The sequence below is a fragment of the Streptomyces sp. NPDC052114 genome (genome assembly GCF_040680155.1).
GTDB lineage: Bacteria > Actinomycetota > Actinomycetes > Streptomycetales > Streptomycetaceae > Streptomyces.
In genome coordinates this window covers 130,374-155,714 of the sequence record NZ_JBFAWC010000004.1, presented here as the reverse complement: position 1 = coordinate 155,714, position 25,341 = coordinate 130,374, and the positions used below count along the sequence as shown (strand labels likewise).

The window sequence follows — 25,341 nt, the reverse complement described above, 5'->3', positions numbered from 1 at the left end:
AGCGGGAACTTCGGTACGTGGTTGTGGGGCGGCACGGTTCAGCACATGACGTACGTCGTCCGTAGCTTCGGATTCAGCCATCGGACGTGACGTCGCGACGGCGGAATCTCTCAGTCCGGGTGCCCGACTTGGCTGAATCGCGGATTTCGTCAGGGGTGCAACGGCCGCTCCGCAGGTGGGTATTGGCGTCACTCACTGTGTGCGTCCGCCGGGAGATGAGGTGGGCGGCCTGGTCGGCGGGAGGCCCGCCATGGAGGCCTATGTCGGGATCGATGTGCGCCGTCGGCGGCCGTGGATCACCCCGCCGGGCGAAGGATCGCGGCTCGGCCCCGCTGGGTCAAGGCCCCTGACCTGCCAGGAGATGCCACCCCCGCGTCCGTTGCTCGGCTTGCCGCCGTCGATGCCGCGTCTCGCGGACGCGTCCGCGCGGCCGGTCGGGGAACGCCTCGACCGGCCGCGCGGGCACGCCGACGGCGGAACAGCGCATATACCAGGCCGACTGGCGGGAAATCACCTGGTGCTGAACGCCACTTGGTGCGGTACGCGTCCCGGGGGCCGGTAGTGCTGCGCGGTCCCGAGCCCCCGAGGGGCCCTGCCCTCCGCTCTCGGCCGACCGCGATCAGCCGATCGGGACTCCGCTCGACCCACCCCTCTCGGCATCGGAACGACAGTGACTGATCAGCCCGTTGGCCGAAACTCGGCGTTCCAAATGTCCTGTTGTGGCGTCAGAAACGTGACAGGCGCGGCGAGGTGGCGGGGGTGTGATGGCGGGGTGGTCGTCCGCCAGTCGGTGAGACGGGCCCGCTTGCACGTGTGTGACATACCTCACCGAGCCGGGTCCGCAGAGTCGGAATGCGTCAGGGACGCAACCCAGCGTGATGGTTGCCGGGGGTGGAAAACCGGTGGGCGCCGTTTCGACTTCGCCCGTGCGGTTACTCTCCGTGGCGCGCCCGCCGAGGAGGTCCAAGTGATGGAGCGGGTACCCCGATTCCTGCCAACTCAAAAATGTTGACAGTCAGTCCGGGGTCCGGCTTAGGCTGCCGATGGCCAAGATGATCTAGTGGCTGGCAAACGGGGAAGATCGCAGCGCGTTCGATGGTGGCGCATGTAGCGATAATTCAGTCTTCAACGGCGAACGGGGGCCGTAGATGGGTGCGTCGGGTTCTGCCTTTTTGCAGAGCAGTGGCATTGCCGTGATCGGGCTCTCGTGTCGTTTTCCTCAGGCTTCCGGTCCAACGGAGTTCTGGCAGCTTCTGAGGGACGGCGTCGACGTGATTTCGGAGGCGCCGCCGGAGCGCTGGGGAAGTGCCGAGCTCTTCGACGCAGATCCGTCCGCCCCCGGTAAATCCGTCTCCCGCTGGGGCGGTTTCCTCGACCGTGTCGACACATTCGACCCGCGCTTCTTCGGTATTTCCCCGCGTGAAGCCGCGGCGATGGACCCTCAGCAGCGCCTCATGCTGGAACTCAGCTGGGAAGCGCTGGAAAACAGCGGCATCGCACCATCGGCACTTCGGGAAAGCCGCACCGGCGTCTTCGTCGGCGCCATCTGGGACGACTACGCGGCACTGGCCAGGGGGCGCGGACTGGACGGCGTCGGTCCGCATTCGCTGACCGGCCAGGCCCGCAGCCTCATCGCGAACCGCGTCTCGTACGCCCTTGGCCTGCGCGGACCCAGCCTCGTGGTGGACACGGGACAGTCCTCGTCGCTCGTGGCGGTCCACCAGGCGGTGCAGGCCCTGCGCTCCGGGGAGTGCTCCCTCGCCCTGGCGGGTGGCGTCAATCTCATGCTCTCCGGAGCGACCACGGTCGAAACGTCTAAGTTCGGCGGACTGTCGCCCGACGGGCGATGCCGGACGTTCGACGCCGATGCGAATGGGTTCGTGCGCGGTGAAGGCGGTGGCCTCGTCGCCTTGAAGAGGCTCCCCGACGCGCTGGCCGACAACGACGACATTCTGTGCGTCATCCAGGGCAGCGCGATCAATAACGATGGCGGTGGTGACGGCCTTACCGCGCCTCGCGGAGAGGCCCAGGAAGACGTCCTGCGGGCGGCGTACGAACAAGCGGGGATCGCTCCCGAAAGCGTGCAGTACGTCGAGCTCCACGGAACCGGAACTCGCGTCGGTGACCCCATTGAGGCAGCCGCCCTGGGAGCGGTCCTGGGCACCGCCGGCCAGGACCGTAGCGGTTCCGCGCTACGGGTCGGTTCGGTGAAGACAAATGTGGGGCATCTGGAGGCCGCCGCTGGAATCGCCGGGCTTTTGAAGGCCGTCCTGGCAATGCGTTTCCGCGAGATTCCGCCGAGTCTTCATTTCCGCTCGGTAAACCCTGCGATTCCACTGGATGAATTGAATCTGCGGGTTCAGACGGACCTTGAGCAGTGGCCGACGCGCGCGGACGAACCGATGGTGGCGGGTGTCTCCTCGTTCGGCATGGGCGGCACCAACTGCCATGTGGTCCTGGAGCAGGCGCCGTCCACGGAACGGCGGAACCCCGCCGAGCAGGCCGATCCGGTGCGGATGCCCGTGGTCCCGTGGGTGTTGTCGGGTCGTGGTGTGGAGGCTTTGGGGGCTCAGGCCGGGCGGTTGCTCTCGCGTGTTGAGGGTGTTGCGGGGTTGTCGCCGGTGGATGTGGGTTGGTCGTTGGCTTCGGGGCGGGCGGTGTTCGAGCACCGTGCTGTGGTGGTTGGTGAGGGTGTTGAGGGGTTGGTCGCGGGTGCTCGGGCGTTGGCGGGTGGTGGGCTTGCTGCTGGTGTGGTGACGGGGCCTGTGGGTGGTGTGGTTCCTGGTTCGCTGGCGGTTGTGTTCTCGGGTCAGGGAAGTCAGCGGGTGGGTATGGGGCGTGAGTTGTATGCCGCGTATCCCGTGTTCGCGCAGGCCTTCGATGAGGCGTGTGGGGTGCTGGACCGTGAGCTGGCCGGGCATGTGTCGCGGTCGGTCCGTGAGGTGGTCTTCGACGACAGCGCTGACGGTGCCGTTGATGGTCTGCTGGATCGGACGGTGTTCACGCAGGCGGGCCTGTTCGCGGTCGAGGTGGCGCTGTTCCGTCTGGCGGAGTCGTTCGGTGTGCGCCCCGACTTCGTGGCGGGTCATTCGATCGGTGAGATCGTGGCCGCGCATGTGGCGGGCGTGTTCTCGCTGGAGGACGCGGCTCGTCTGGTGGCGGCTCGGGGCCGGTTGATGCAGGCGCTGCCCGAGGGCGGCGCGATGGTGGCGGTGCAGGCCTCCGAGGAGGAAGTGCGTCCGCTGTTGGCCGAGTTCGTGGGCCGGGTGGACATCGCGGCGGTGAACGGGCCGACGTCCGTGGTGGTCTCGGGCGAGGAGGATGCGGCGCTGGCGGTGGCGGACCGGCTGCGCGAGCTGGGCCGGAAGACGAAGCGGTTGGTGGTTTCGCATGCGTTCCATTCGCCGTGCATGGAGCCGATGCTGGACGAGTTCCGGGCCATCACCGGATCCCTCACGTTCGCCGCGCCGCAGATTCCCGTCGTCTCGAACCTGACCGGCGCGGTCGCCTCGGCTGCGGAGTTGGGTTCGGCGGAGTACTGGGTCCGGCACGTCCGCGAGGCGGTGCGCTTCGCGGACGGCGTGGCGTCGCTGACCGGGCAGGGTGTGTCGGTGTTCGTCGAGCTGGGCCCCGATGGTGTGTTGAGTGCGATGGGTGCGGAGACGGCTCCGGAGTCGGCGTTCGTTCCGGTGCTGCGCAACGGCCGCCCCGAGGCGGAGACGTTCGTGTCGGGTCTGGCGCGTGCCTGGGTGCACGGCGCGGCTGTGGACTGGTCGACGATGTTCGACGGTACGGGCGCGGCCCGCGTCGAGTTGCCCACGTATGCCTTCCAGCGCCAGCGCTACTGGCTGGGTGAGGTGCCCCAGGCGACGGAGGACACGGCGGCCCTCGCCGCCTCGCCGCTCGGCAGGCGACTCACCGACGCGGCCGACGGCGAACGGCGCCGGGAGCTGCTCGACCTGGTGCGCGCACAGGTGGCGATCGTCCTGGAGTACGGGTCGGTCGACGACGTGGACGTGGCGCGTACGTTCAAGGACCTGGGCTTCGGCTCGCTGACCGCCGTGGAGCTGCGGAACCGGCTCAACAGCACCACCGGGCTGCGCCTGCCGTCCTCGCTGCTGTTCGACTATCCGACGCCCACCGCTCTGGTCGCCCACATCGAGGCCGAGTTGACGGGTGGCGGCCCGCAGGAGGACATCGAAGCGGCCGTGCTGCCCGCCGCCGACGGAGAGCCGATCGCGATCGTCGGGATGGGGTGCCGGCTGCCCGGCGGAGTGACCACGCCCGAACAGCTGTGGGACCTCGTCGCCTCCGGTGGTGACGCGATCTCCGCCTTCCCCGTGGACCGCGGATGGGACCTGGACGCGCTGTACGACGAGGACCCGCAGCGCTCGGGCACCTCGTACGTGCGCGACGGCGGGTTCCTGTACGAGGCGGCGGAGTTCGACCCGGCGTTCTTCGGGATATCGCCGCGCGAGGCGCTGGCGATGGATCCCCAGCAGCGGCTTCTCCTGGAGGTCTCCTGGGAGGCGCTGGAGCGGGCCGGTGTCGACCCGGCCACGGTGCGGGGCAGCCGGACGGGTGTCTTCGCGGGGGCCATGGCCCAGGACTACGGCGCGCTGCTGCACGAGGTCACGGACGGGCTGGACGGCTACCTGCTCACCGGCAAGTCCACCAGTGTGATCTCGGGACGGCTGTCCTACTTCCTCGGTCTGGAGGGACCGGCCGTCACGGTGGACACCGCGTGCTCGTCGTCGCTGGTGGCCCTGCACCAGGCGGCTCAGGCGCTGCGCGGCGGTGAGTGCTCGCTGGCGCTGGCCGGTGGTGTGACCGTGATGCCGACTCCCGGCATGTTCGTGGAGTTCAGCAGGCAGCGCGGGCTGGCGGCGGACGGCCGCTCGAAGGCGTTCTCGGACGCGGCGGACGGCACGTCGTGGGCCGAGGGCGCGGGCATGCTGGTGCTGGAGCGGCTGTCGGACGCGCGCCGCAACGGGCACCCGGTACTGGCCGTGATCCAGGGGTCCGCCGTCAACCAGGACGGAGCCAGCAACGGTCTGACCGCCCCCAACGGGCCTTCTCAGCAGCGTGTCATCCGCCAGGCGCTCGCCAACGCGCGTCTCACGTCCGCGGACGTGGACGCGGTGGAGGCGCACGGCACGGGTACGACCCTTGGCGACCCGATCGAGGCGCAGGCGCTGCTGGCGACGTACGGTCAGGGGCGGCCGGATGACCGTCCGCTGCTGCTCGGTTCGCTGAAGTCCAACATCGGGCACGCCCAGGCCGCCGCCGGTGTGGCCGGTGTGATCAAGATGGTGCAGGCGCTGCGCCACGGCGTACTTCCGCGCACGCTGCACGTCGACGAGCCGACGCACCATGTGGACTGGTCCGCCGGTGCGGTGGAGCTGCTGACCGAGCAGCGGGACTGGCCGCAGGCCGAGGGCCGTCCGCGCCGCGCGGGCGTCTCCTCCTTCGGGATCAGCGGCACCAACGCGCACCTCATCCTCGAAGGCGCACCCGAGTCCCTCGCACCGGAGTCCCTCGCCTCCGCGGCCTCTCCCCGGCCGTCCGCGACCTCGCCCGAGCCGTCCGCCGTGCCGTGGGTGCTGTCGGGACGCGGCCAGGAAGCGCTGCGCGGCCAGGCCGCGCGCCTGCTGGCCCACCTCGAAGGCGATGAGGACCCCTCGGCTGCGGACGCGGACCCGGCGGCCCCGAACGCGGAAGCCTCCTCACTGGACGTGGGCTGGTCCCTGGCGTCCGGGCGTGCGCGGTTCGCCGACCGCGCCGTGGTCGTCGGCGCGGACCGGGAGCGGCTCAGGGCCGGGCTCGCCGCGCTCGCCCGCGGTCACGAGGCGCCCGGTCTGGTCGCCGGCCCCGCCGACGGCACGGCCGACACCGACCGCGTCATCTTCGTCTTCCCGGGCCAGGGCTCGCAGTGGGCCGGCATGGCCGTGGAACTCCTGGACTCCTCGCCGGTGTTCGCCGAGCGGCTGCGCGCCTGCGGCACGGCGCTCGCCGAGTTCGTCGACTGGGACGTGGAGGCCGTGCTGCGGCAGGCCCCCGACGCTCCTTCGCTGGAGCGCGTCGACGTCGTCCAGCCCGCGCTGTTCGCCGTGATGGTGTCGCTGGCCGAGCTGTGGCGCTCGTACGGAGTGGAACCCGCCGGAGTGGTGGGCCACTCGCAAGGCGAGATCGCGGCAGCCTGCGTCGTGGGGGCGCTGTCCCTGCGCGACGCCGCCCGTGTCGTGGCCCTGCGCAGCCAGGCCATCGCCGCGGAGCTGGCGGGACTCGGCGGCATGGTCTCGCTGTCCCTGACCGCCGAAGAGGCCGCCGAGCGGATCGCGGCCTGGGACGGGCGACTGTCCCTCGCCACGGTCAACGGCCCCTCCTCCGTCGTGGTGGCGGGCGAGACCGGGGCCCTGGACGAACTCCTGGCCCGCTGCGCGGCCGAGGGCGTTCGCGCCCGCCGGATCGCCGTGGACTACGCCTCGCACTCCGCCGACGTCGAGCGCATCGAGGACCGGCTGGCGGAGGTCCTCGCGGACATCGCTCCCCGCTCCTCGTCGGTGCCGTTCCACTCCACGGTCACCGCGGGGCTGCTGGACACCGCGGAGCTGGACGCCGGTTACTGGTACCGCAACCTGCGGCAGACCGTACGGTTCGAGGAGACCGTCGGCGCGCTCCTGGAGGACGGCGACGCCGTCCTGGTCGAGGTCTCGGCGCACCCGGTGCTGGCGGTCGGCGTTCAGGAGACGATGGAGGCCCGCGGCGCACAGCAGTCCGCGGTCGTCGGTTCGCTGCGGCGCGACGAAGGCGGCCTCGACCGCTTCCTCACCTCGCTCGCCGAGGCATGGACCCACGGCGCCCGGGTCGACTGGGCGCGCGCCTTCGACGGCACCGGCGCCTCGCGCGTCGAACTGCCGACGTACGCCTTCCAGCGGCAGCGCTACTGGCTGGAGACGGCCCCGGGCGCCCGGCCGGCCGACGCCTCGAAGGCGGCCGCCGGGAGCGGCACCGACGAGCTGGAGGCGCGCTTCTGGGCCGCCGTCGAGGCCGAGGACCTCGACTCGCTCGCCGGCGCGCTCGGCCTGCCCGCCCTTCCGGAGGACCAGCCTCTCGGTGCCGTACTCCCCGCGCTGTCGGCGTGGCGGCGGGACGGCCAGCAGCGCAGCACGGTGGACGGCTGGCGCTACGACGTCGCCTGGAAGCCCTTGGACCGCGTCCCCAACCCGGTGCTGTCCGGCACCTGGCTGGTCGTCGTGCCCGCCCGCGGGGCCGACGACCCGTGGGTCGAGGCCGCCGCCGGGACGCCCGCCGCCCATGGCGCCGACGTCATCCGTCTTCCCGTCGAGCAGGACGCCGGCCGGCAGACGCTGACCGGCCTGATCACCGAGTCCGTCGCCGCGGGCACCACGCTCACCGGCGTGCTGTCCCTGCTGGCCGTGGACGAGGCGGAGCACGCCGCGTACGACGGTGTGACCGCCGGCCTCGCCGGCACGCTGGCGCTGGTCCAGGCCCTGGGCGCCGCCGGCGTCGAGGCACCGCTGTGGTGCGCCACCCGCGGAGCGGTGGCGGTCGGCCGCGGCGAGCGCCCGGCCGGGACCCGGCAGTCCCAGATCTGGGGCCTCGGGCGGGTCGCCGCGCTGGAACACCCCGACCGCTGGGGCGGCCTGATCGACCTGCCCGAGGCGCTCGACCGCCGCGAGCGCGAGCGGCTGGCCGCCGTGCTGGCCGGCGTCGGCGCCGAGGACCAGCTGGCCGTACGGCCGACCGGCGTCTTCGCACGGCGCCTCGTCCGCGCCTCGCGGCCCGCCACGACCGCCGGTGGTGGTTGGGTGCCGCGTGGCACGGTGCTGGTCACCGGTGGTACGGGGGCGTTGGGTGGTCATGTGGCGCGTTGGCTGGCGGGGTCGGGTGCCGAGCGTCTGGTGCTGACGAGCCGTCGTGGCCTGGAGGCTCCGGGTGCGGTCGAGCTGGCCGCGGAGTTGCGCGAGCTGGGTGCCGAAGTGATGGTGGCGTCCTGTGACGTGGCCGACCGCGGCGAACTGGCGCGTCTGATCGGGTCGTTGACGGAGACGGACGGGAAGCCGCCGCTGACCGCGGTCGTCCACACCGCGGGCGTGCTCGCCGACGGCGTCATCGAGACCCTGGAGCCCGAACGGCTCGCCCACGTGCTGCGCGCCAAGGTCACGGCGGCCCGGCACCTGGACGAGCTGACGGCCGAACTCGGCCTCGAACTCGACGCCTTCGTGCTCTTCTCCTCCGTCATCGGCGTGTGGGGCAACGGAGGCCAGGCCGCCTACGCGGCCGCCAACGCCTCCCTCGACGCGCTCGCCCACGACCGGTACGCCCGCGGGCTGCCCGCGCTGTCGCTCGCCTGGGGCACCTGGAGCGGCGGCGGCATGGCGGACGAGGAGACCGGCGAGCGGATGCGCCGCCGCGGCCTGACCGCCATGGAGCCCGGACCGGCCGTCGCGGCACTCGCCCAGGCGGTGGGCAGGGACGAGCCGTTCCTCGCCGTCGCCGACGTCGACTGGTCGCGGTTCGCCGCCCAGTTCGCCGCGACCCGGGCCAGCCGCCTCTTCGACACACTGCCCGAGGCCGCCCCCGAGTCCCCCTCCACCGGTGCCGCCGCGACCGACGCGGCCGACTCCGGCCCCGCCCTGGCACAGCGGCTCGCCGGCCTCGCGCCCGGCGAGCAGGAGCACCTGCTCGTGGAGCTCGTCCGCACCCATGCGGCCGCGGTCCTCGGCCACACCGGGACGGACGCGGTGGCGATCGGCCGCGCGTTCAAGGAGCTCGGCTTCGACTCCATGCGCGTCATGGAACTGCGCAACCGGCTGAACGCGGCCACCGGACTGCGGCTGGCCACCGGCGCGGTCTTCGACCATCCCACGGTCACGCTGATGGCCCGCCACCTGCGCACCGCACTCGTGGGACCGGACGAGCCCGCCGACGCGGGAACCCCCGACCAGACGTCCGCAAGCACAGCCGCAACCACCGGCGTGGCAGGCGACGACGAGCCCATCGCCATCGTTGCCATGGGATGCCGTCTGCCCGGCGGCGTCCGCACCCCCGAGGAGCTGTGGCAGCTCCTCACCGAAGGACGCGACGCCGTCGGCGGATTCCCCACCGACCGCGGCTGGGACCTGGCGGGCCTGTACGACGCCGACCCGGACACCCCCGGCAAGAGCTACGCACGCGAGGGCGGCTTCCTCCACGACGCGGCCGAGTTCGACGCCGACTTCTTCGGGATATCGCCGCGCGAGGCGCTGGCGATGGACCCGCAGCAGCGGCTGCTCCTGGAGACGAGCTGGGAGGCACTGGAGCGGGCCGGCCTCGACCCGTCCGCGCTCAGAGGCAGCATGACCGGCGTCTTCGCCGGCATGACGTACCAGGACTACGGGGCCCGGCTGCACGAGGCGCCCGAAGCCGTGGAGGGCTACCTCCTCACCGGAAAGTCGTCCAGCGTCATCTCCGGGCGCATCTCCTACACCTTGGGGCTCCAGGGACCCGCGATCACGGTGGACACCGCGTGCTCGTCGTCGCTGGTGGCCCTCCACCTGGCGGCTCAGGCGCTGCGCGGCGGCGAGTGCTCGCTGGCGCTGGCCGGTGGCGTGACCGTGATGCCGACCCCCGGCATGTTCCTGGAGTTCAGCCGCCAGCGCGGGCTGGCGGCGGACGGCCGCTCGAAGGCGTTCTCGGACGCGGCGGACGGCACGTCCTGGGCCGAGGGCGCGGGCATGCTGGTACTGGAGCGGCTGTCGGACGCGCGGCGCAACGGCCACCCGGTGCTGGCGGTGCTGCGCGGCAGCGCGGTGAACCAGGACGGCGCCAGCAACGGCCTGACCGCCCCCAACGGACTCTCGCAGCAGCGCGTCATCAGCGCGGCGCTCGCCAACGCGCGCCTCACGTCGGCCGACGTGGACGCGGTGGAGGCGCACGGTACGGGTACGACCCTTGGCGACCCGATCGAGGCCGAGGCGCTGTTGGCGACGTACGGTCAGGGGCGGTCGGAGGACCGTCCGCTGTGGCTGGGTTCGCTGAAGTCCAACGTCGGCCACACACAGGCCGCGGCCGGTGCGGCCGGCGTGATGAAGATGATCCTGTCGATGCGGCACGGCGTGCTGCCCCAGACCCTGCACGTCGGCGAACCGTCGTCGAAGGTGGACTGGTCGGCGGGTGCGGTGGAACTGCTCACCGAGCAGCGGGACTGGCCGGAGACCGAGGGCCGTCCGCGCCGCGCGGGCATCTCCTCGTTCGGCGTCAGCGGCACCAACGCGCACCTGATCCTGGAGCAGGCACCGCCCGTGGAAGAGCCGAAGCCCGCCGAGCAGGCGGAGCCGACGCGGATGCCGGTGGTGCCGTGGGTGGTCTCGGCGCGCGGTGCGGAGGCGCTGCGCGGCCAGGCGGAGCGGCTGCTCTCCCACATCGGGGACGACGCCGTGGCCTCCTCCCCGGTGGACGTGGGGTGGTCGCTGGTCTCCGAGCGGGCGGTGTTCGAGCACCGAGCCGTGGTCGTGGGCGAGGGCATCAATGAACTCACCGACGGGATAAGGGGGTTGGCCTCCGGGGAGTCGGCGGTGAACCTCGCCACGGGATACGTTTCGGGTGCCGGTCGTACTGCGGTGGTGTTCTCGGGTCAGGGCAGTCAGCGGGTGGGTATGGGGCGTGAGTTGTATGCCTTGTATCCGGTGTTCGCGCGGGCCTTTGATGAGGCGTGTGGGGTGCTGGACCGTGAGCTGGCCGGGCATGTGTCGCGGTCGGTGCGGGAGGTCGTCTTCGGCGACAGCGCTGACGGTGCCGTTGATGGTCTGCTGGATCGGACGGTGTTCACGCAGGCCGGGTTGTTCGCGGTCGAGGTGGCGTTGTTCCGTCTGGCGGAGTCGTTCGGTGTGCGTCCGGACTTCGTGGCGGGTCATTCGATCGGTGAGATCGTGGCTGCGCATGTGGCGGGTGTGTTCTCGCTGGAGGACGCGGCTCGTCTGGTGGCGGCTCGGGGCCGGTTGATGCAGGCGCTGCCCGAGGGCGGCGCGATGGTGGCGGTGCAGGCTTCCGAGGAGGAAGTGCGTCCGCTGTTGGCCGAGTTCGTGGGCCGGGTGGACATCGCGGCGGTGAACGGGCCGACGTCCGTGGTGGTGTCCGGTGATGAGAATGCGGCGCTGGCGGTGGCGGAGCGGCTGCGCGAGCTGGGCCGGAAGACGAAGCGGTTGGTGGTTTCGCATGCGTTCCACTCGCCGTGCATGGAGCCGATGCTGGACGAGTTCCGGGCCATCGCCGGATCCCTCACGTTCGCCGCTCCGCAGATTCCCGTCGTCTCGAATCTGACCGGCGCGGTCGCATCGGCTGCGGAGTTGGGTTCGGCGGAGTACTGGGTGCGTCATGTCCGTGAGGCGGTGCGATTCGCGGATGGTGTGGCGTCGCTGGCCGGGCAGGGTGTGTCGGTGTTCGTCGAGCTGGGCCCCGATGGCGTGTTGAGTGCGATGGGTGCGGAGACGGCTCCGGAGTCGGCGTTCGTTCCGGTGCTGCGCAACGGTCGTCCCGAGGCTGCCTCGTTCGTGTCGGGTCTGGCGCGTGCCTGGGTGCAGGGCGCGGGTGTGGACTGGTCGGCGTTCTTCGACGGTACGGGCGCGGCCCGCGTCGAGTTGCCGACGTATGCCTTCCAGCGCCAGCGCTTCTGGCTGGAAACCTCGACCGGTGCGAGCGGCGCGACCGCGGCTTCCGGGCTCGGACTGGCGTCGATGGAGCATCCGCTGCTCGGCGCGGCCGTGGAGCTGCCGGAGTCCGGCGAGGTCGTCATCAGCGGCCGGCTCTCCTTGCGGACGCACGCCTGGCTCGCGGACCACGCGGTCGAGGGCGCCGTCCTGCTGCCCGGCACCGCCTTCGTCGAGCTGGCCGTCCGCGCCGGTGACGAGGTCGGCTGCGACACCGTGGAGGAGCTGACGATCCAGGCGCCGCTGATCCTGCCCGAAGAGGGCGGCGTACAGCTGCGGTTGACCGTCGCCGCGCCCGACGACGCCGGCCGCCGCGCCCTGATCGTGTACTCCCGGCCGGATGACACCGGCTACGAGGAGGAGTGGACCCGGCACGCCACCGGCGTGCTGGCCCCCTTCGCCGACGGGAACGCCGCGCGGAGCGACGCACCCGATCTCACGGTGTGGCCGCCGGCCGGTGCGGTTCCGGTGTCGACCGACGATCTCTACGCGGACTTCGCCGCCAGCGGCTACGAGTACGGCCCGGTCTTCCGGGGCGTACGCGCGGCCTGGCGACGTGGCGAAGAGGTGTTCGTGGAAGCGGCGTTGCCCGAGGACCAGTGGTCGGAGGCGGCGAGGTCCGCCCTGCATCCGGCGCTGCTGGACGCCGCCCTGCACGGGCTGCGACTCGGCGACTTCTACCCCGACCGCACCATCGTCCGGCTGCCCTTCGCCTGGAGCGGTGTGTCCCTCCAGAGGGCGGGCGCGTCGCTGGTACGCGTGGCGCTGAGCCCCGCGGGCACCGATGCCGTGTCCGTGGTGGTCGCGGACGGCGCGGGCCAGCGGGTCGCCGGGATCGACTCCCTCGTCCTGCGCCCGGTCGCCCCTGGTGCGCTCGGTGCGGCGGTGCGAGGGTCGCGGAGCGGGGACGCGCTGTTCCGCGTCGAGTGGCAGCAGCCGCGCCTCCCCGCCGCCCCGCACGGCACCTTCGCCGCCTCCGGCGGCTGGGCCGTGGTCGGTCCTGACGAGTTCAAGCTGAGTGTCCTGCCGGACGCCTCGGCCGGCACGGACAGCGCGACGGCCGTCCTCCACGTGGACACGTATGCCGCACCGGCCGCGCTCGACGAGGCCGTCGACACCGGCACCCCGGTGCCGGACACGGTGCTCGTCGCCTGCACCTCCGGGCACGGTGCCGACGCCGTGGCGGCGGGGCCGGAGCAGTCCGCCGCGGAGGTGCGGACGGCCATCGAGCACGCGCTCGCCGTCGTCCGCTGGTGGCTGGCCGACGACCGGTTCGCCGCGTCCAGGCTGGTCCTGCTCACCCGGGGCGCGGTCGAGGCCCGGCCGGGGGAGCGCCCCGACCTGGCGAACGCGCCGCTGTGGGGCCTGATCCGGTCGGCGCAGGCCGAGCACCCGGACCGCTTCACGCTGGTCGACCTGGACGACGATGAAGCCTCTCGTACGGCGCTGCCGCGCGCGCTGGAGTCCGGCGAGCCCCAACTCGCCGTACGTGAGGGTGAGTTGCTGGTTCCGCGGCTGGCCAGGGTGTCCGAGGCAGGCGAAGCCGCCCAGGCCGGTCCCGACGGGCCCGCCCGCGGCTTCGACCCCGACGGCACGGTGCTGGTCACCGGCGCCACCGGCACGCTCGGCGCCCTGCTCGCCCGGCACCTGGTCGCCGAGCGCGGTGTGCGGCATCTGCTGCTCACCAGCCGCCGCGGACCCGCCGCCGAGGGCGCCGCCGAACTGCGCGCCGAACTCGTCGGGCTCGGGGCCGAGGTGACCGTCGCGGCCTGCGACACCTCCGACCGCCGGGCGCTCGCCGGGCTCCTCGCCGAGATTCCGGCGGACCGCCCGCTGACCGCGGTCGTGCACGCGGCCGGGGTCCTGGACGACGGCGTCATCACGACGATCAGCCCCGAGCAGGTCGAACGGGTGCTGAGCCCCAAGGTCGACGCCGCCCTGCATCTCCACGAACTGACGCGGGAGTTGGACCTGTCCGCGTTCATCCTCTTCTCCGGAGCGGCGGGCACGCTCGGCACGGCAGGTCAGGGGGTCTACGGGGCGGCCAACGTCTTCCTGGAGGCGCTCGCCCGGCACCGTCGTGCGCTGGGCCTTCCGGCACAGGCGCTCGCCTGGGGCCTGTGGGCCGAGCGGAGCGGCATGACCGAGCGGCTCGGCGAGGGCGCCGTACAGCGCCTGGCCCGGATGGGCATCGCCGCCATGGCGACCGAGCGCGGTCTGGAGCTCTTCGACGCGGCCGACGCCGTGGCCGAGCCGGTGCTGCTGCCGATGCGGCTGGACATGGTCGCTCTGCGCGCCCGTGCGGCGGGCACCGACGGGATCCCGCCGGTGCTCCGGGGGCTGGTGCCGGCCACCGCGGCACGCAGGCCTGCGGTGGCGACCGCGGGCGGCGGCGCGCAGGAAGCCGAGAGCGGCGCCGAGGCGCTCCGGCGCCGCCTGGCGGCGCTCGGCGCGGAGGAGCGGGAGGAGGCTCTCCTCGATCTGGTGCGGACGCACGCGGCCACGGCACTCGGCCATGCCACGCCCTCGGGGATCGAGGCCGGGCGCCCCTTCCGGGACCTGGGCTTCGACTCCCTGACCGCCGTCGAACTGCGCAACCTGCTCAACGCGGCCACCGGGCTGCGGCTGCCGGCCACCTTGATCTTCGACTACCCCACACCGGGGGCCCTCGCGGACCAGCTGCTGACGGAGCTCGTGCCGGCGGACGGCACGCCGGCCGAGGCGGGTCTGCGGGAGCTGGACGCGCTGGAGTCCCTGCTGGCCGGTGTGACCGAGGACGACCCGTTCCGGGGACGTCTCCAGACACGGCTTCAGGAACTGCTGACCGGGATCGGGGGCACGGGCGCGGCCGACGGAGGCGGCCAGAACTCCGTCACCGACGTGCTCGAATCCGCCAGCGACGACGATCTCTTCAGCTTCATCGACGAGCAGTTCTGACATCAGCGGACACCGGGCCGCCTCTGACGCCACGTCAGAGGACGACCCGGACGGGCCCGCCACCCGCTGCCAGGCGTGAAATCTTCGCATCGTGAGAGGGAAAGTTCAGTGGGGAACGAGGAAAAGCTTCGCGCCTATCTGAAGCGGGTCACGGGGGATCTGCACCAGGCCCGTGAACGCCTTCAGCAGCTCGAGGAGAGCAGCTCCGAGCCGATCGCCATCGTCGGCATGAGCTGCCGTTACCCCGGTGGCGTGGCGTCCCCCGCCGAGCTGTGGGACCTGGTCGCCGCCGGCGGCGACGCGGTCTCCGGCTTTCCCGTCAACCGTGGTTGGGAGATCGAGGACCTCTACGACCCGGACCCCGAGCGCAAGGGCAAGAGCTACACGCGCGAGGGCGGCTTCCTGCACGACGCGGATCAGTTCGACCCCGACTTCTTCGGCATCAGCCCGCGCGAGGCCCTCACCATCGACCCGCAGCAGCGGCTGCTCCTGGAGACGAGCTGGGAGGCGCTGGAAGGTGCCGGGATCGACCCGGAGACCGTACGCGGCAGCCGTACCGGTGTGTTCGCCGGAGTCATGTACGACGACTACGGAGCGGCGCGGATCTACGGCGGCACCCGTGACGAGTTCGAGGGCTACCTGATCAACGGCAGTGCCTCCAGCATCGCGTCGGGGCGCGTGGCCTACACGCTGGGCCTGGAGGGCCCGGCGGTCACCATCGACACCGCGTGCTCGTCGTCGCTGGTCGCCCTGCACCTCGCGGTCCAGGCCCTGCGTTCCGGGGAGTGCTCGCTGGCTCTCGCGGGCGGCGTCACCGTGTTGTCCACGCCGTCGGTCTTCGTGGAGTTCAGCCGCATGCGCGGCCTTTCCGCCGACGGCCGTTGCAAGGCGTTCTCCGACGCCGCGGACGGCACGGGCTGGGGCGAGGGCGTCGGCATGCTGCTCCTGGAGAAGCTGTCGGACGCGCGTCGCAACGGTCACCCGGTGCTGGCGGTGGTACGTGGCAGCGCCGTGAACCAGGACGGCGCGAGCAACGGTCTGACCGCGCCCAACGGCCCCTCGCAGCAGCGTGTGATCCGCGCGGCGCTGGCGAATGCGGGTGTTTCCGCCGCTGACGTGGATGTGGTGGAGGCGCACGGTACGGGTACGACGCTGGGTGACCCGATCGAGGCGCAGGCACTGCTCTCCACCTACGGCCGGGAACGGTCGGAGGACCGCCCGCTGTGGCTCGGCTCGCTGAAGTCCAACATCGGTCACACGCAGGCTGCCGCGGGTGTGGGCGGCGTGATGAAGATGGTGCTGGCGATGCGGAACGGGGTGCTGCCCCGGACCCTGCATGTCGACGAACCGTCGTCGAAGGTGGACTGGTCGGCCGGTTCGGTCGAGCTGCTGACGGAGTCGCGTGAGTGGACGGAGGCCGAGGGGCGTCCGCGTCGTGCGGGTGTCTCGTCCTTCGGTGTGAGTGGCACCAACGCACATGTGATCGTGGAGCAGGCGCCGGAGCCGGAGGCGCCGGACGAGGCTGCGGAGGTGGCCGCTCCGGTGGAGCCGGTGGCGGTGCCGTGGCTGCTTTCTGGGCGTGGTGCCGAGGCCCTGCGCGACCAGGCGGCGCGACTGTTGTCCCGCGTGGAGTCGGATGACGAGATCTCCCCGGTGGATGTGGGTTGGTCGTTGGCGGCGGGTCGCGCGGAGTTCGAGGACCGTGCGGTGGTGGTTGCCGCCGACCGGACCGGTCTGGTGTCCGGGCTCGGCGCGCTGGCGCGAGGCGAAGAGGCCCCCGGCCTGGTTGTCGGCCCGCAGCAGGGGGCCGACTCCTCCGCAGGTGGCCGTGTGGTGTTCGTGTTCCCGGGTCAGGGTGCGCAGTGGGCGGGCATGGGTGTGGAGTTGCTGGATGCCTCCCCGGTGTTCGCCGAGCGGCTTGGCGAGTGTGCGGCGGCTCTGTCGGAGTTCGTGGACTGGTCGCTGGTCGACGTGCTGCGCGGCACGCCGGGTGCGCCGTCCCTGGAACGTGTCGACGTGGTCCAGCCCGCTTCGTGGGCGGTGATGGTCTCCTTGGCCGAGGTGTGGCGCTCGCTGGGCGTGGAGCCGTCGGCCGTGGTCGGGCACTCGCAGGGCGAGATCGCTGCCGCGTGTGTCGCGGGTGGTCTGTCGCTGCGCGATGGCGCCCGGGTGGTCGCCCTGCGCTCGCAGGCCATCGCGAAGGACCTTGCGGGCCTGGGCGGGATGATGTCGGTGGCGTTGCCGCTGGCGGATGTGGAGTCCCGGCTTCAGGAGTGGGTCGGCTGTCTGGAGATCGCCGCCGTCAACGGCCCGTCCTCCACCGTGGTGGCCGGTGAGCCCGGCGCCCTGGACGAACTCCTCGCCGCCTGCGAGGCCGAGGGCGTGCGTGCGCGCAAGGTCCCGGTGGATTACGCCTCGCACACCTCCCACGTGGAGCTGATCGAGGACGAACTCGCGCGCGTCCTGGCGGACATCAGTCCTCAGGCGGCCCGGGTGCCGTTCTATTCGTCGGTGATCGGTCAGCCGCTGGAGACCACCGGCTTGGACGCGGGCTACTGGTACCGCAATCTGCGTCAGACGGTCCGCTTCGAAGAGACCGTCAGCGCGCTGGTGGCCACCAAGGGCGCGGTCTTCGTCGAGGTTTCCGCCCATCCGGTCCTGGTGGCCGCGGTGCAGGACACGGTGGAGGCGCGCGGCGCGGAGCAGACCGTGGCCGTCGGCTCGCTCCGCCGTGACGAGGGCGGCCTGGACCGCTTCCTGACCTCGGTGGCCGAGGCGTGGACGCACGGCGTACGGGTCGACTGGACGCGCGCGTTCGCCGGAACCGGCGCGTCCCGCGTCGAGCTGCCCACGTACGCCTTCCAGCGCAGCCGCTACTGGCTCGACGTCAGCCCCACCGCGGGCGGTGACATGGGCTCGGTCGGTCTGCTGCCCGCCGCGCACCCTCTGTTGGGCGCCGCGATGGACCTCCCGGACTCCGACGGGGTCGTCTTCACCGGTCGGTTGTCGCTGCGTACGCATGCCTGGCTGGCGGATCACGCGGTGGCGGGAACCGTCCTGCTGCCCGGCACCGCCTTCGTGGAGCTGGCCGTCCGTGCTGGTGACGAGGTCGGTTGCGACACGGTGGAGGAGTTGACGCTCCAGGCGCCGCTGGTCCTGCCCGAAGAGGGCGGCGTACAGCTGCGGTTGAGCGTCGCCTCGCCCGACGACTCCGGCCGCCGCGCGCTGACCCTCCACTCCCGTCCGGAGACCGGTCTGCCGCACGAGTCGTGGACCTGCCATGCCACGGGCATCCTGGCGGACGGCGCGGCACAGCCCGCGGGCGCGGAGCCGTCGGGAGCCGAGGAACTGGCCGTATGGCCCCCGGCCGGGGCGGTCCCGGTGGACACGGAGGGCCTGTACGAGACGCTGGCCGCCGCGGGACACGGATACGGACCGGTGTTCCAGGGGCTGCGGGCCGCGTGGCGGCGCGGTGACGCGATCTTCGCCGAGGTGGCCCTGCCGGAGGACGAGCAGGGCGAGGCGGCGGGCTTCGGGCTGCACCCGGCGCTCCTGGACGCGGCGCTGCACGGCATGCGTGCGGGTGACTTCTTCGCGGACGACCAGGCGCGGTTGCCGTTCGCCTGGCGTGGCGTGACCCTGCGGGCCGCGGGTGCGGCGGCGCTGCGCGTGCGGCTGGCCCCGGCCGGCCCGGACGCGGTGTCCGTGCTGGCGGCGGATGCCGCCGGTGGGCTCGTCGCCTCCGTCGACTCCCTCGTCGTCCGCCCCGTCGACCCCGAGCGGATCGCCGCCGCGCCCGGCGGGCCCGACGCCCTGTTCCGGGTCCGGTGGGCGGCCGTCCCGGCCGGGGAGGCGGGCGCGACTCCCGCGCGCCTGACGGCGATCGGCACCGATGAGGACCTGGCGGCCCTGGCCGAGCTGGGCCTCGGCGGTGTACGCGACGACGCGGACCTCGTCACGTACGCGGACCTCACCGCGCTCACCGAGGCGGTGGCCTCCGGCGCGGCGGAGGTGCCCGACGCGGTGCTCGTACCGTGGCCCGCGGCTGCCGGGACCCGTACGGCGGGCGCCGTCGAGCCGGTCGCCGTGCCCGACCTCGCGCACACCGCGCTCAGCGGCGCCCTCGCGCTCGCCCAGGAATGGCTGGCCGACGAACGCCTCGCCGCGTCCCGGCTGGTGCTGGTCACACGCGGCGCGGTGCTGACCGCGCCGGACGGCGCCGCGCCGGACCAGGCGTCGGCCGCCGTATGGGGCCTGCTGCGTACGGCGCAGACGGAGAACCCCGGACGGTTCGTACTGCTCGACACCGACGGCTCCGAGCTGTCGGGCGACGGGCCGGCGGGCCTGCTCGCCACGGACGAACCCCAGCTCGCCGTGCGGGCCGGTGCGGCGTACGCGCCGCGGCTCGTGCCCGCGACCGCGGGCACCACGGGTGACGCGCCCGCATGGAGCGGCGCCGGAAACGGCACGGTGCTGATCACGGGCGCGACCGGGACGCTGGGCGGCCTGGTGGCGCGGCATCTCGTGGTGGAGCACGGCGTGCGTCACCTGGAGCTGGTCAGCCGTCGCGGCCAGCAGGCCGACGGCGCGGCCGAGTTGGTCGCGGAGCTGGCCGAACTGGGCGCCTCGGCGCGTGTGGTGGCCTGTGACGTGGCGGACCGCGAGGCCCTGGCGGCGCTGCTGGCGGACCTTCCCGCCGAGCAGCCGCTGACCGCCGTGGTGCACGCGGCCGGCGTCCTCGACGACGGGCTCGTCGCCGGGCTGACCCCCGATCGGCTGGCCCGCGTACTGCGTCCCAAGGCGGACGCGGCCTGGAACCTGCACGAGCTGACCCGCGACCTGGACCTGTCCGCGTTCGTGCTCTTCTCCTCCGGCGCAGGCGTGCTCGGCAGCGCCGGGCAGGGCAACTACGCCGCTGCCAACGCCTTCCTGGACGCGCTGGCGCAGCACCGCAGGACGCTGGGGCTGCCCGCCGTCTCGCTCGGCTGGGGCTTCTGGGAGCAGCGCTCGGCCATGACCGGGGAGATCGGCGAGGCGGACCTCGCCCGCATGGCCCGCTCGGGCCTGGTGCCGCTCTCCTCCGACGAGGGCCTGGCGCTCTTCGACGCCGCGCTGTCGACCTCGGTGGACGAGCCCGTGCTGCTGCCCATGCGGCTCGACCTCGGCGCGCTGCGGGGAGCCGACGCCCCCACCCCGGCGCTGCTCCGCGAGCTGGTCCGCGGCCCGGTGCGGCGGGCCCGCGCGGCGGCCGGCGGCCCGGCCGGGTCCACGGGGCTCGCCCAGCGGCTCGCCTGGCTCTCCGAAAGCGAGCGGCTCCGCACCCTCGCGGAGCTCGTCCGCGGCCATGTCGCGACGGTGCTCGGCCACGGCTCGTCCGGCGCGGTCGAAGACGGCCGCGCGTTCAAGGAGCTGGGGTTCGACTCGCTGACCTCGGTGGAGCTGCGGAACCGGCTGAACGCGGCCACCGGCCTCCGGCTGCCCGCGACGCTGGTCTTCGACCACCCGACGCCCGCCGCACTCGCCCGCCACCTGCTCGCCGAACTGCTGGGCGCGGGCACCGGAACCGCCGATGCCGCCCCCGCGCCGACGGGCGTCGCGATCACCGACGATCCCGTCGTCGTCACCGCGATGAGCTGCCGCTTCCCGGGTGGCGTACGGAACGCCGAGGAGCTGTGGGACCTCGTCGCCTCCGGCACCGACGCGATCTCGCCGTTCCCGGTGGACCGTGGCTGGGGCGAGGACCTGTACGACCCGGACCCGGAGCGGCAGGGCAAGAGTTACGTACGTGAGGGCGGCTTCCTGCACGACGCGGCGGAGTTCGACCCGGCGTTCTTCGGGATATCGCCGCGCGAGGCGCTGGCGATGGACCCGCAGCAGCGGCTGCTCCTGGAGACGAGCTGGGAGGCGCTGGAGCGGGCCGGGATCGACCCGGAGACCGTACGCGGCAGCCGCACCGGAGTGTTCGCCGGAGTCATGTACAACGACTACGGCTCGCGGCTGCGGACCGCTCCCGAGGGCTTCGAGGGCTACTTGGGCAGCGGCAGTGCCGGAAGCGTCGCGTCGGGGCGCGTGGCCTACACGCTGGGTCTGGAGGGCCCGGCGGTGACGGTGGACACCGCGTGCTCGTCGTCGCTGGTCGCCCTGCACCTCGCGGTCCAGGCCCTGCGCAACGGTGAGTGCTCGCTCGCCCTCGCGGGCGGCGTCACCGTGATGTCCACGCCGTCGGTCTTCGTGGAGTTCAGCCGCCAGCGCGGCCTGGCCGCCGACGGCCGCAGCAAGTCCTTCTCCGACGCCGCGGACGGCGCCGCGTGGGCCGAGGGCGTCGGCATGCTGCTGTTGGAGCGGCTGTCGGACGCGCGTCGCAACGGTCACCCGGTGCTGGCGGTGGTGCGTGGCTCGGCGGTGAACCAGGACGGTGCGAGCAACGGTCTGACTGCGCCGAACGGTCCCTCGCAGCAGCGGGTGATCAGGGCTGCTCTCGCCAGTGCCGGCCTCGCGCCCACCGATGTCGACGCGGTGGAGGCGCACGGTACGGGTACGACGCTGGGTGACCCGATCGAGGCGCAGGCACTGTTGGCGACGTACGGCCAGGGGCGGTCGGAGGACCGTCCGCTGTGGCTGGGTTCGCTGAAGTCGAACATCGGGCACGCCCAGGCTGCGGCCGGTGTGGCGGGTGTGATGAAGATGGTGCTGGCGATGCGGAACGGGGTGCTGCCCCGGACGCTGCACGTGGATGAGCCGTCGTCGAAGGTGGACTGGTCGGCGGGTGCCGTGGAGCTGCTGACGGAGTCGCGTGAGTGGGAGTCGGAGGAGGGGCGTCCGCGTCGTGCGGGTGTGTCGTCCTTCGGTGTGAGTGGCACGAACGCACACGTGATCCTGGAGCAGGCGCCGGAGGCGTCGGAGGCCGTTGAGCCTGCCGAGGTGACCGCTCCGGTGGAGCCGGTGGCGGTGCCGTGGCTGCTTTCTGGGCGTGGTGCGGACGCGCTGCGTGGTCAGGCGGCGCGACTGCTGTCCCGCGTGGAGTCGGATTCCAACATGCCGCTGGTGGATGTGGGTTGGTCGTTGGCGGCTGGGCGTGCGGAGTTCGAGGACCGTGCGGTGGTGGTTGCCGCCGATCGGGCCGGTCTGGTGTCCGGGCTCGGCGCGCTGGCGCGAGGCGAAGAGGCGCCGGGTGTGATCGCGGGTGTGTCCGCGGGTGTGGGCGACCGGGTGACGTTTGTGTTCCCGGGTCAGGGTGCGCAGTGGGCGGGCATGGGTGTGGAGTTGCTGGATGCTTCCCCGGTGTTCGCCGAGCGTGTGCGTGAGTGTGCGGCGGCTCTGGCGGAGTTCGTGGACTGGTCGTTGGTCGACGTGCTGCGTGGGGTGGAAGGCGCGCCGTCGCTGGATCGTGTCGACGTGGTTCAGCCCGCTTCGTGGGCGGTGATGGTGTCGCTGGCGGAGGTGTGGCGTTCGCTGGGCGTGGAGCCCTCGGCCGTGGTCGGGCACTCGCAGGGTGAGATCGCCGCCGCATGTGTGGCGGGTGGTCTGTCGTTGCGCGATGGTGCGCGGGTGGTGGCCCTGCGCTCGCAGGCCATTGCGAAGGATCTGGCGGGCCGGGGCGGGATGATGTCGGTGGCGTTGCCGCTGGCCGATGTCGAGTCCCGCCTGGAGCGCTGGGCTGACCGTCTGGAGATCGCCGCGGTCAACGGTCCGTCGTCCACGGTGGTGGCCGGTGAGCCGGACGCCCTGGACGAGCTGCTCGCCGCGTGCGAGGCCGAGGGCGTGCGGGCGCGCAAGGTCCCGGTGGACTACGCCTCGCACACCTCCCACGTGGAGCGCATCGAGGACGAACTCGCCGAGGTGCTCGCTGACATCCGTCCCGAGCCGGTGCGGGTGCCGTTCTTCTCCTCGGTGGAGGGGGAGTGGCTGGGCGACGGCCTGGTGGATGCGGGCTACTGGTACCGCAACCTGCGTCAGACGGTCCGTTTCGAGGAAGCGGTCGGCGCGCTGGCCGGTGAGGGCTTCGGGGCCTTCATCGAGGTGAGCGCGCATCCGGTCCTGGTGGCCGCGGTGCAGGACACGGTGGAGCAGCGTGGCGCGGAGCAGGCCGTGGCGGTCGGTTCACTGCGGCGCGACGAAGGCGGTCTGGACCGTTTCCTGACCTCGGTGGCCGAGGCGTGGACGCATGGTGTGCGGGTCGACTGGGCGGAGGTGTTCGCCGGAACCGGCGCGTCCCGCGTCGAGCTGCCGACGTACGCCTTCCAGCGCAGCCGCTACTGGCTGGAGAACACGGAAGAGACCGAAGCGGCTCCCGTCGACCAGGTCGACGCCGAGTTCTGGGACGCGGTCGAGAGCGCGGACCTGGAGTCGCTGACCTCGGCGCTCGACATCTCCGCCGACCAGCCCTTCAGCGCGGTGCTGCCCGCCCTCACGACCTGGCGGCGGAAGCGGCGCGAGGAGTCGCGGCTGGACGCCTGGCAGTACCGCATCGGATGGCACCCGGTGTCCGCGGACTCCGCGGCCGTACTGTCCGGGACCTGGCTCCTGGCGGTGCCGTTCGCCCTCTCCGGCGACCCGCTGACCGCGGCGGCCGAGGCCGCGCTGACGGCCAGGGGAGCGCAGGTCGTCCGCGTCACCGTGGACGGCGACCCGGACCTCGGGTCCGGCGCCGGTGCCGACCGCAAGCAGTGGGTGCGGGCGCTGTCCGAGCAGAGCGAGGACGGGTCCGCGATCGGTGGTGTGCTGTCCCTGCTCGCGATGGATGCGGCGCCCCACCCCGCGTACGAAGGTGTCTCCGCCGGACTGGTCGGCACCCTGGCCCTCGTGCAGGCCCTCGGCGAGGCGGCGATCGACGCCCGGCTGTGGTGCGCTACGCGCGGCGCCGTCGCGGCGGCCGACGGCGAGCTGCTCGCCGATCCGGTGCAGGCGCAGGTCTGGGGTCTGGGCCGGGTGGTCGCGCTGGAGCACCCCGAGCGCTGGGGCGGCCTGATCGACCTCCCGGAGACCGTGGACCGTCGGGCGCAGGACCGGTTGGGCGCCGTGCTGGCCGGTACGGGCGGAGAGGACCAGGTGGCCGTACGGCCCAGCGGGGTCTTCGGGCGGCGGCTGCTGCGTATCGATGCCGCTCCGGGCACCAATGCCGCTTCGGCCACCAATGCCGCTTCGGTCACCGATGGCGCTCCGGCCGCCGAGGGCGGACTCGCGCTCGACGGCACCTCCGCGCCCGGCGTCAACTCCGCTGCCCCCGGTGGTGGTTGGGTGCCGTGTGGCACGGTGCTGGTCACCGGTGGTACGGGGGCGTTGGGTGGTCATGTGGCGCGTTGGCTGGCGGGGTCGGGTGCCGAGCGTCTGGTGCTGACGAGCCGTCGTGGCCTGGAGGCTCCGGGTGCGGTCGAGCTGGCCGCGGAGCTGCGTGAGCTGGGTGCCGAAGTGACGGTGGCGGCTTGTGACGTGGCCGACCGCGGTGAACTGGCCCGGCTGATCGGGTCGTTGACGGAGACGGACGGACAGCCGCCGCTGACCGCGGTGATGCACGCGGCCGGCGTGCTGGACGACGGCGTGGTGGACGCGCTGACGCCCGAGCGGTTCCCTGACGTGCTCGGCCCGAAGGCCGGCGCCGCGGCCCACCTCGACGAGCTGACCCGCGACCTCGACCTGTCCGCTTTCGTGATGTTCTCGTCGATGGCCGGCACGGTCGGCGGCGCGGGACAGGGCAACTACGCCGCGGCCAACGCGTTCCTGGACGCGCTCGTCCAGCGCCGCCGCGCGCTCGGCCTCCCGGGCACCTCGGTGGCCTGGGGCGCCTGGGCGGACGGCGGCCTGGCGACCGAGGGAGTCGGCGAGGAGCGGTTGCAGCGCGGTGGCATCGTGCCGATGGCGCCCGAGGACGCGGTGGCGCTGCTCGGCCGGGCGCTGGACCGCGACGAGGGCTGTGTCGCCGTCGCGGACGTGGACTGGACGCGCTTCGCGCCACGTCTGGCCACGGGCCGTCCGGCACCCCTGATCGAGGCGATCACGGAGGCCCGCGGGGCCCTGGAGCCGGCCGACGGCCGGTCCGGCACGGACCAGGGCGTGGCGGCCGGTGTGCCGCTCCGGGAGGAGCTGGCCGGGCTCGGTGCCGCGGAACAGCGGCGCAGGCTGCTGGAGTTGGTGCGGCAGCAGGTCGCCGCGGTCCTCGCCCACGCCACCACGGAGACGGTCACCGCCGACCGTCCCTTCAAGGAACTGGGCTTCGACTCGCTGACCGCCGTCGAACTCCGCAAGCGTCTGAACAACGCGACCGGGCTGCGGCTCGCCGCCACGCTCGCGTTCGACTATCCGACGCCCCAGGCCCTCGCCGACCACCTGCGCTCCGAGCTGGGCCAGGACGGCGAAGGACCCAAGCGCTTCGATGCCCTGCTGGGCGACCTGGACAGACTGGAATCGGACATCGCCGGCGTGCTCGGCGAAGAGGCGGCGCGCGGGGAGATCGCGCTCCGGTTGAAGACACTGCTGCGACTGTGCAGCGAACCGGACGAGTCCCCCGCCGAGGCCGACGCCGGCGAGAAGTTCGACTCGGCCTCCGACGACGAGGTCTTCGACTTCATCAGCAACGAGCTCGGCATCTCCTGAGCCGTTCACCGGGCGCGGCAAGCCGCGCCCGGTGCCGGACGACGGCTCGAACTTCTCGAACTCAACGAACTTCTTGAAACCCTGGAGTGGTACCGCGTGACGA

2 protein-coding genes are annotated in these 25,341 nt (G+C 72.7%); both read left to right on the top strand.

Features of this window, described 5'->3' with window-relative positions; all coding sequences use genetic code 11:
- The first annotated feature begins 1,193 nt into the window (after nt 1-1,193).
- Nucleotides 1,194-14,648 (top strand): type I polyketide synthase, encoded by a 13,455-nt coding sequence (locus tag AB0L89_RS10450; protein WP_365138552.1) that lies wholly within the window; start codon nt 1,194-1,196, stop codon nt 14,646-14,648.
- 108 nt (nt 14,649-14,756) lie between these two features.
- Nucleotides 14,757-25,238: a type I polyketide synthase gene (locus AB0L89_RS10445; protein WP_365137485.1), complete on the top strand. Its 10,482-nt coding sequence runs from the start codon at nt 14,757-14,759 to the stop codon at nt 25,236-25,238.
- Nucleotides 25,239-25,341: the final 103 nt, after the last annotated feature.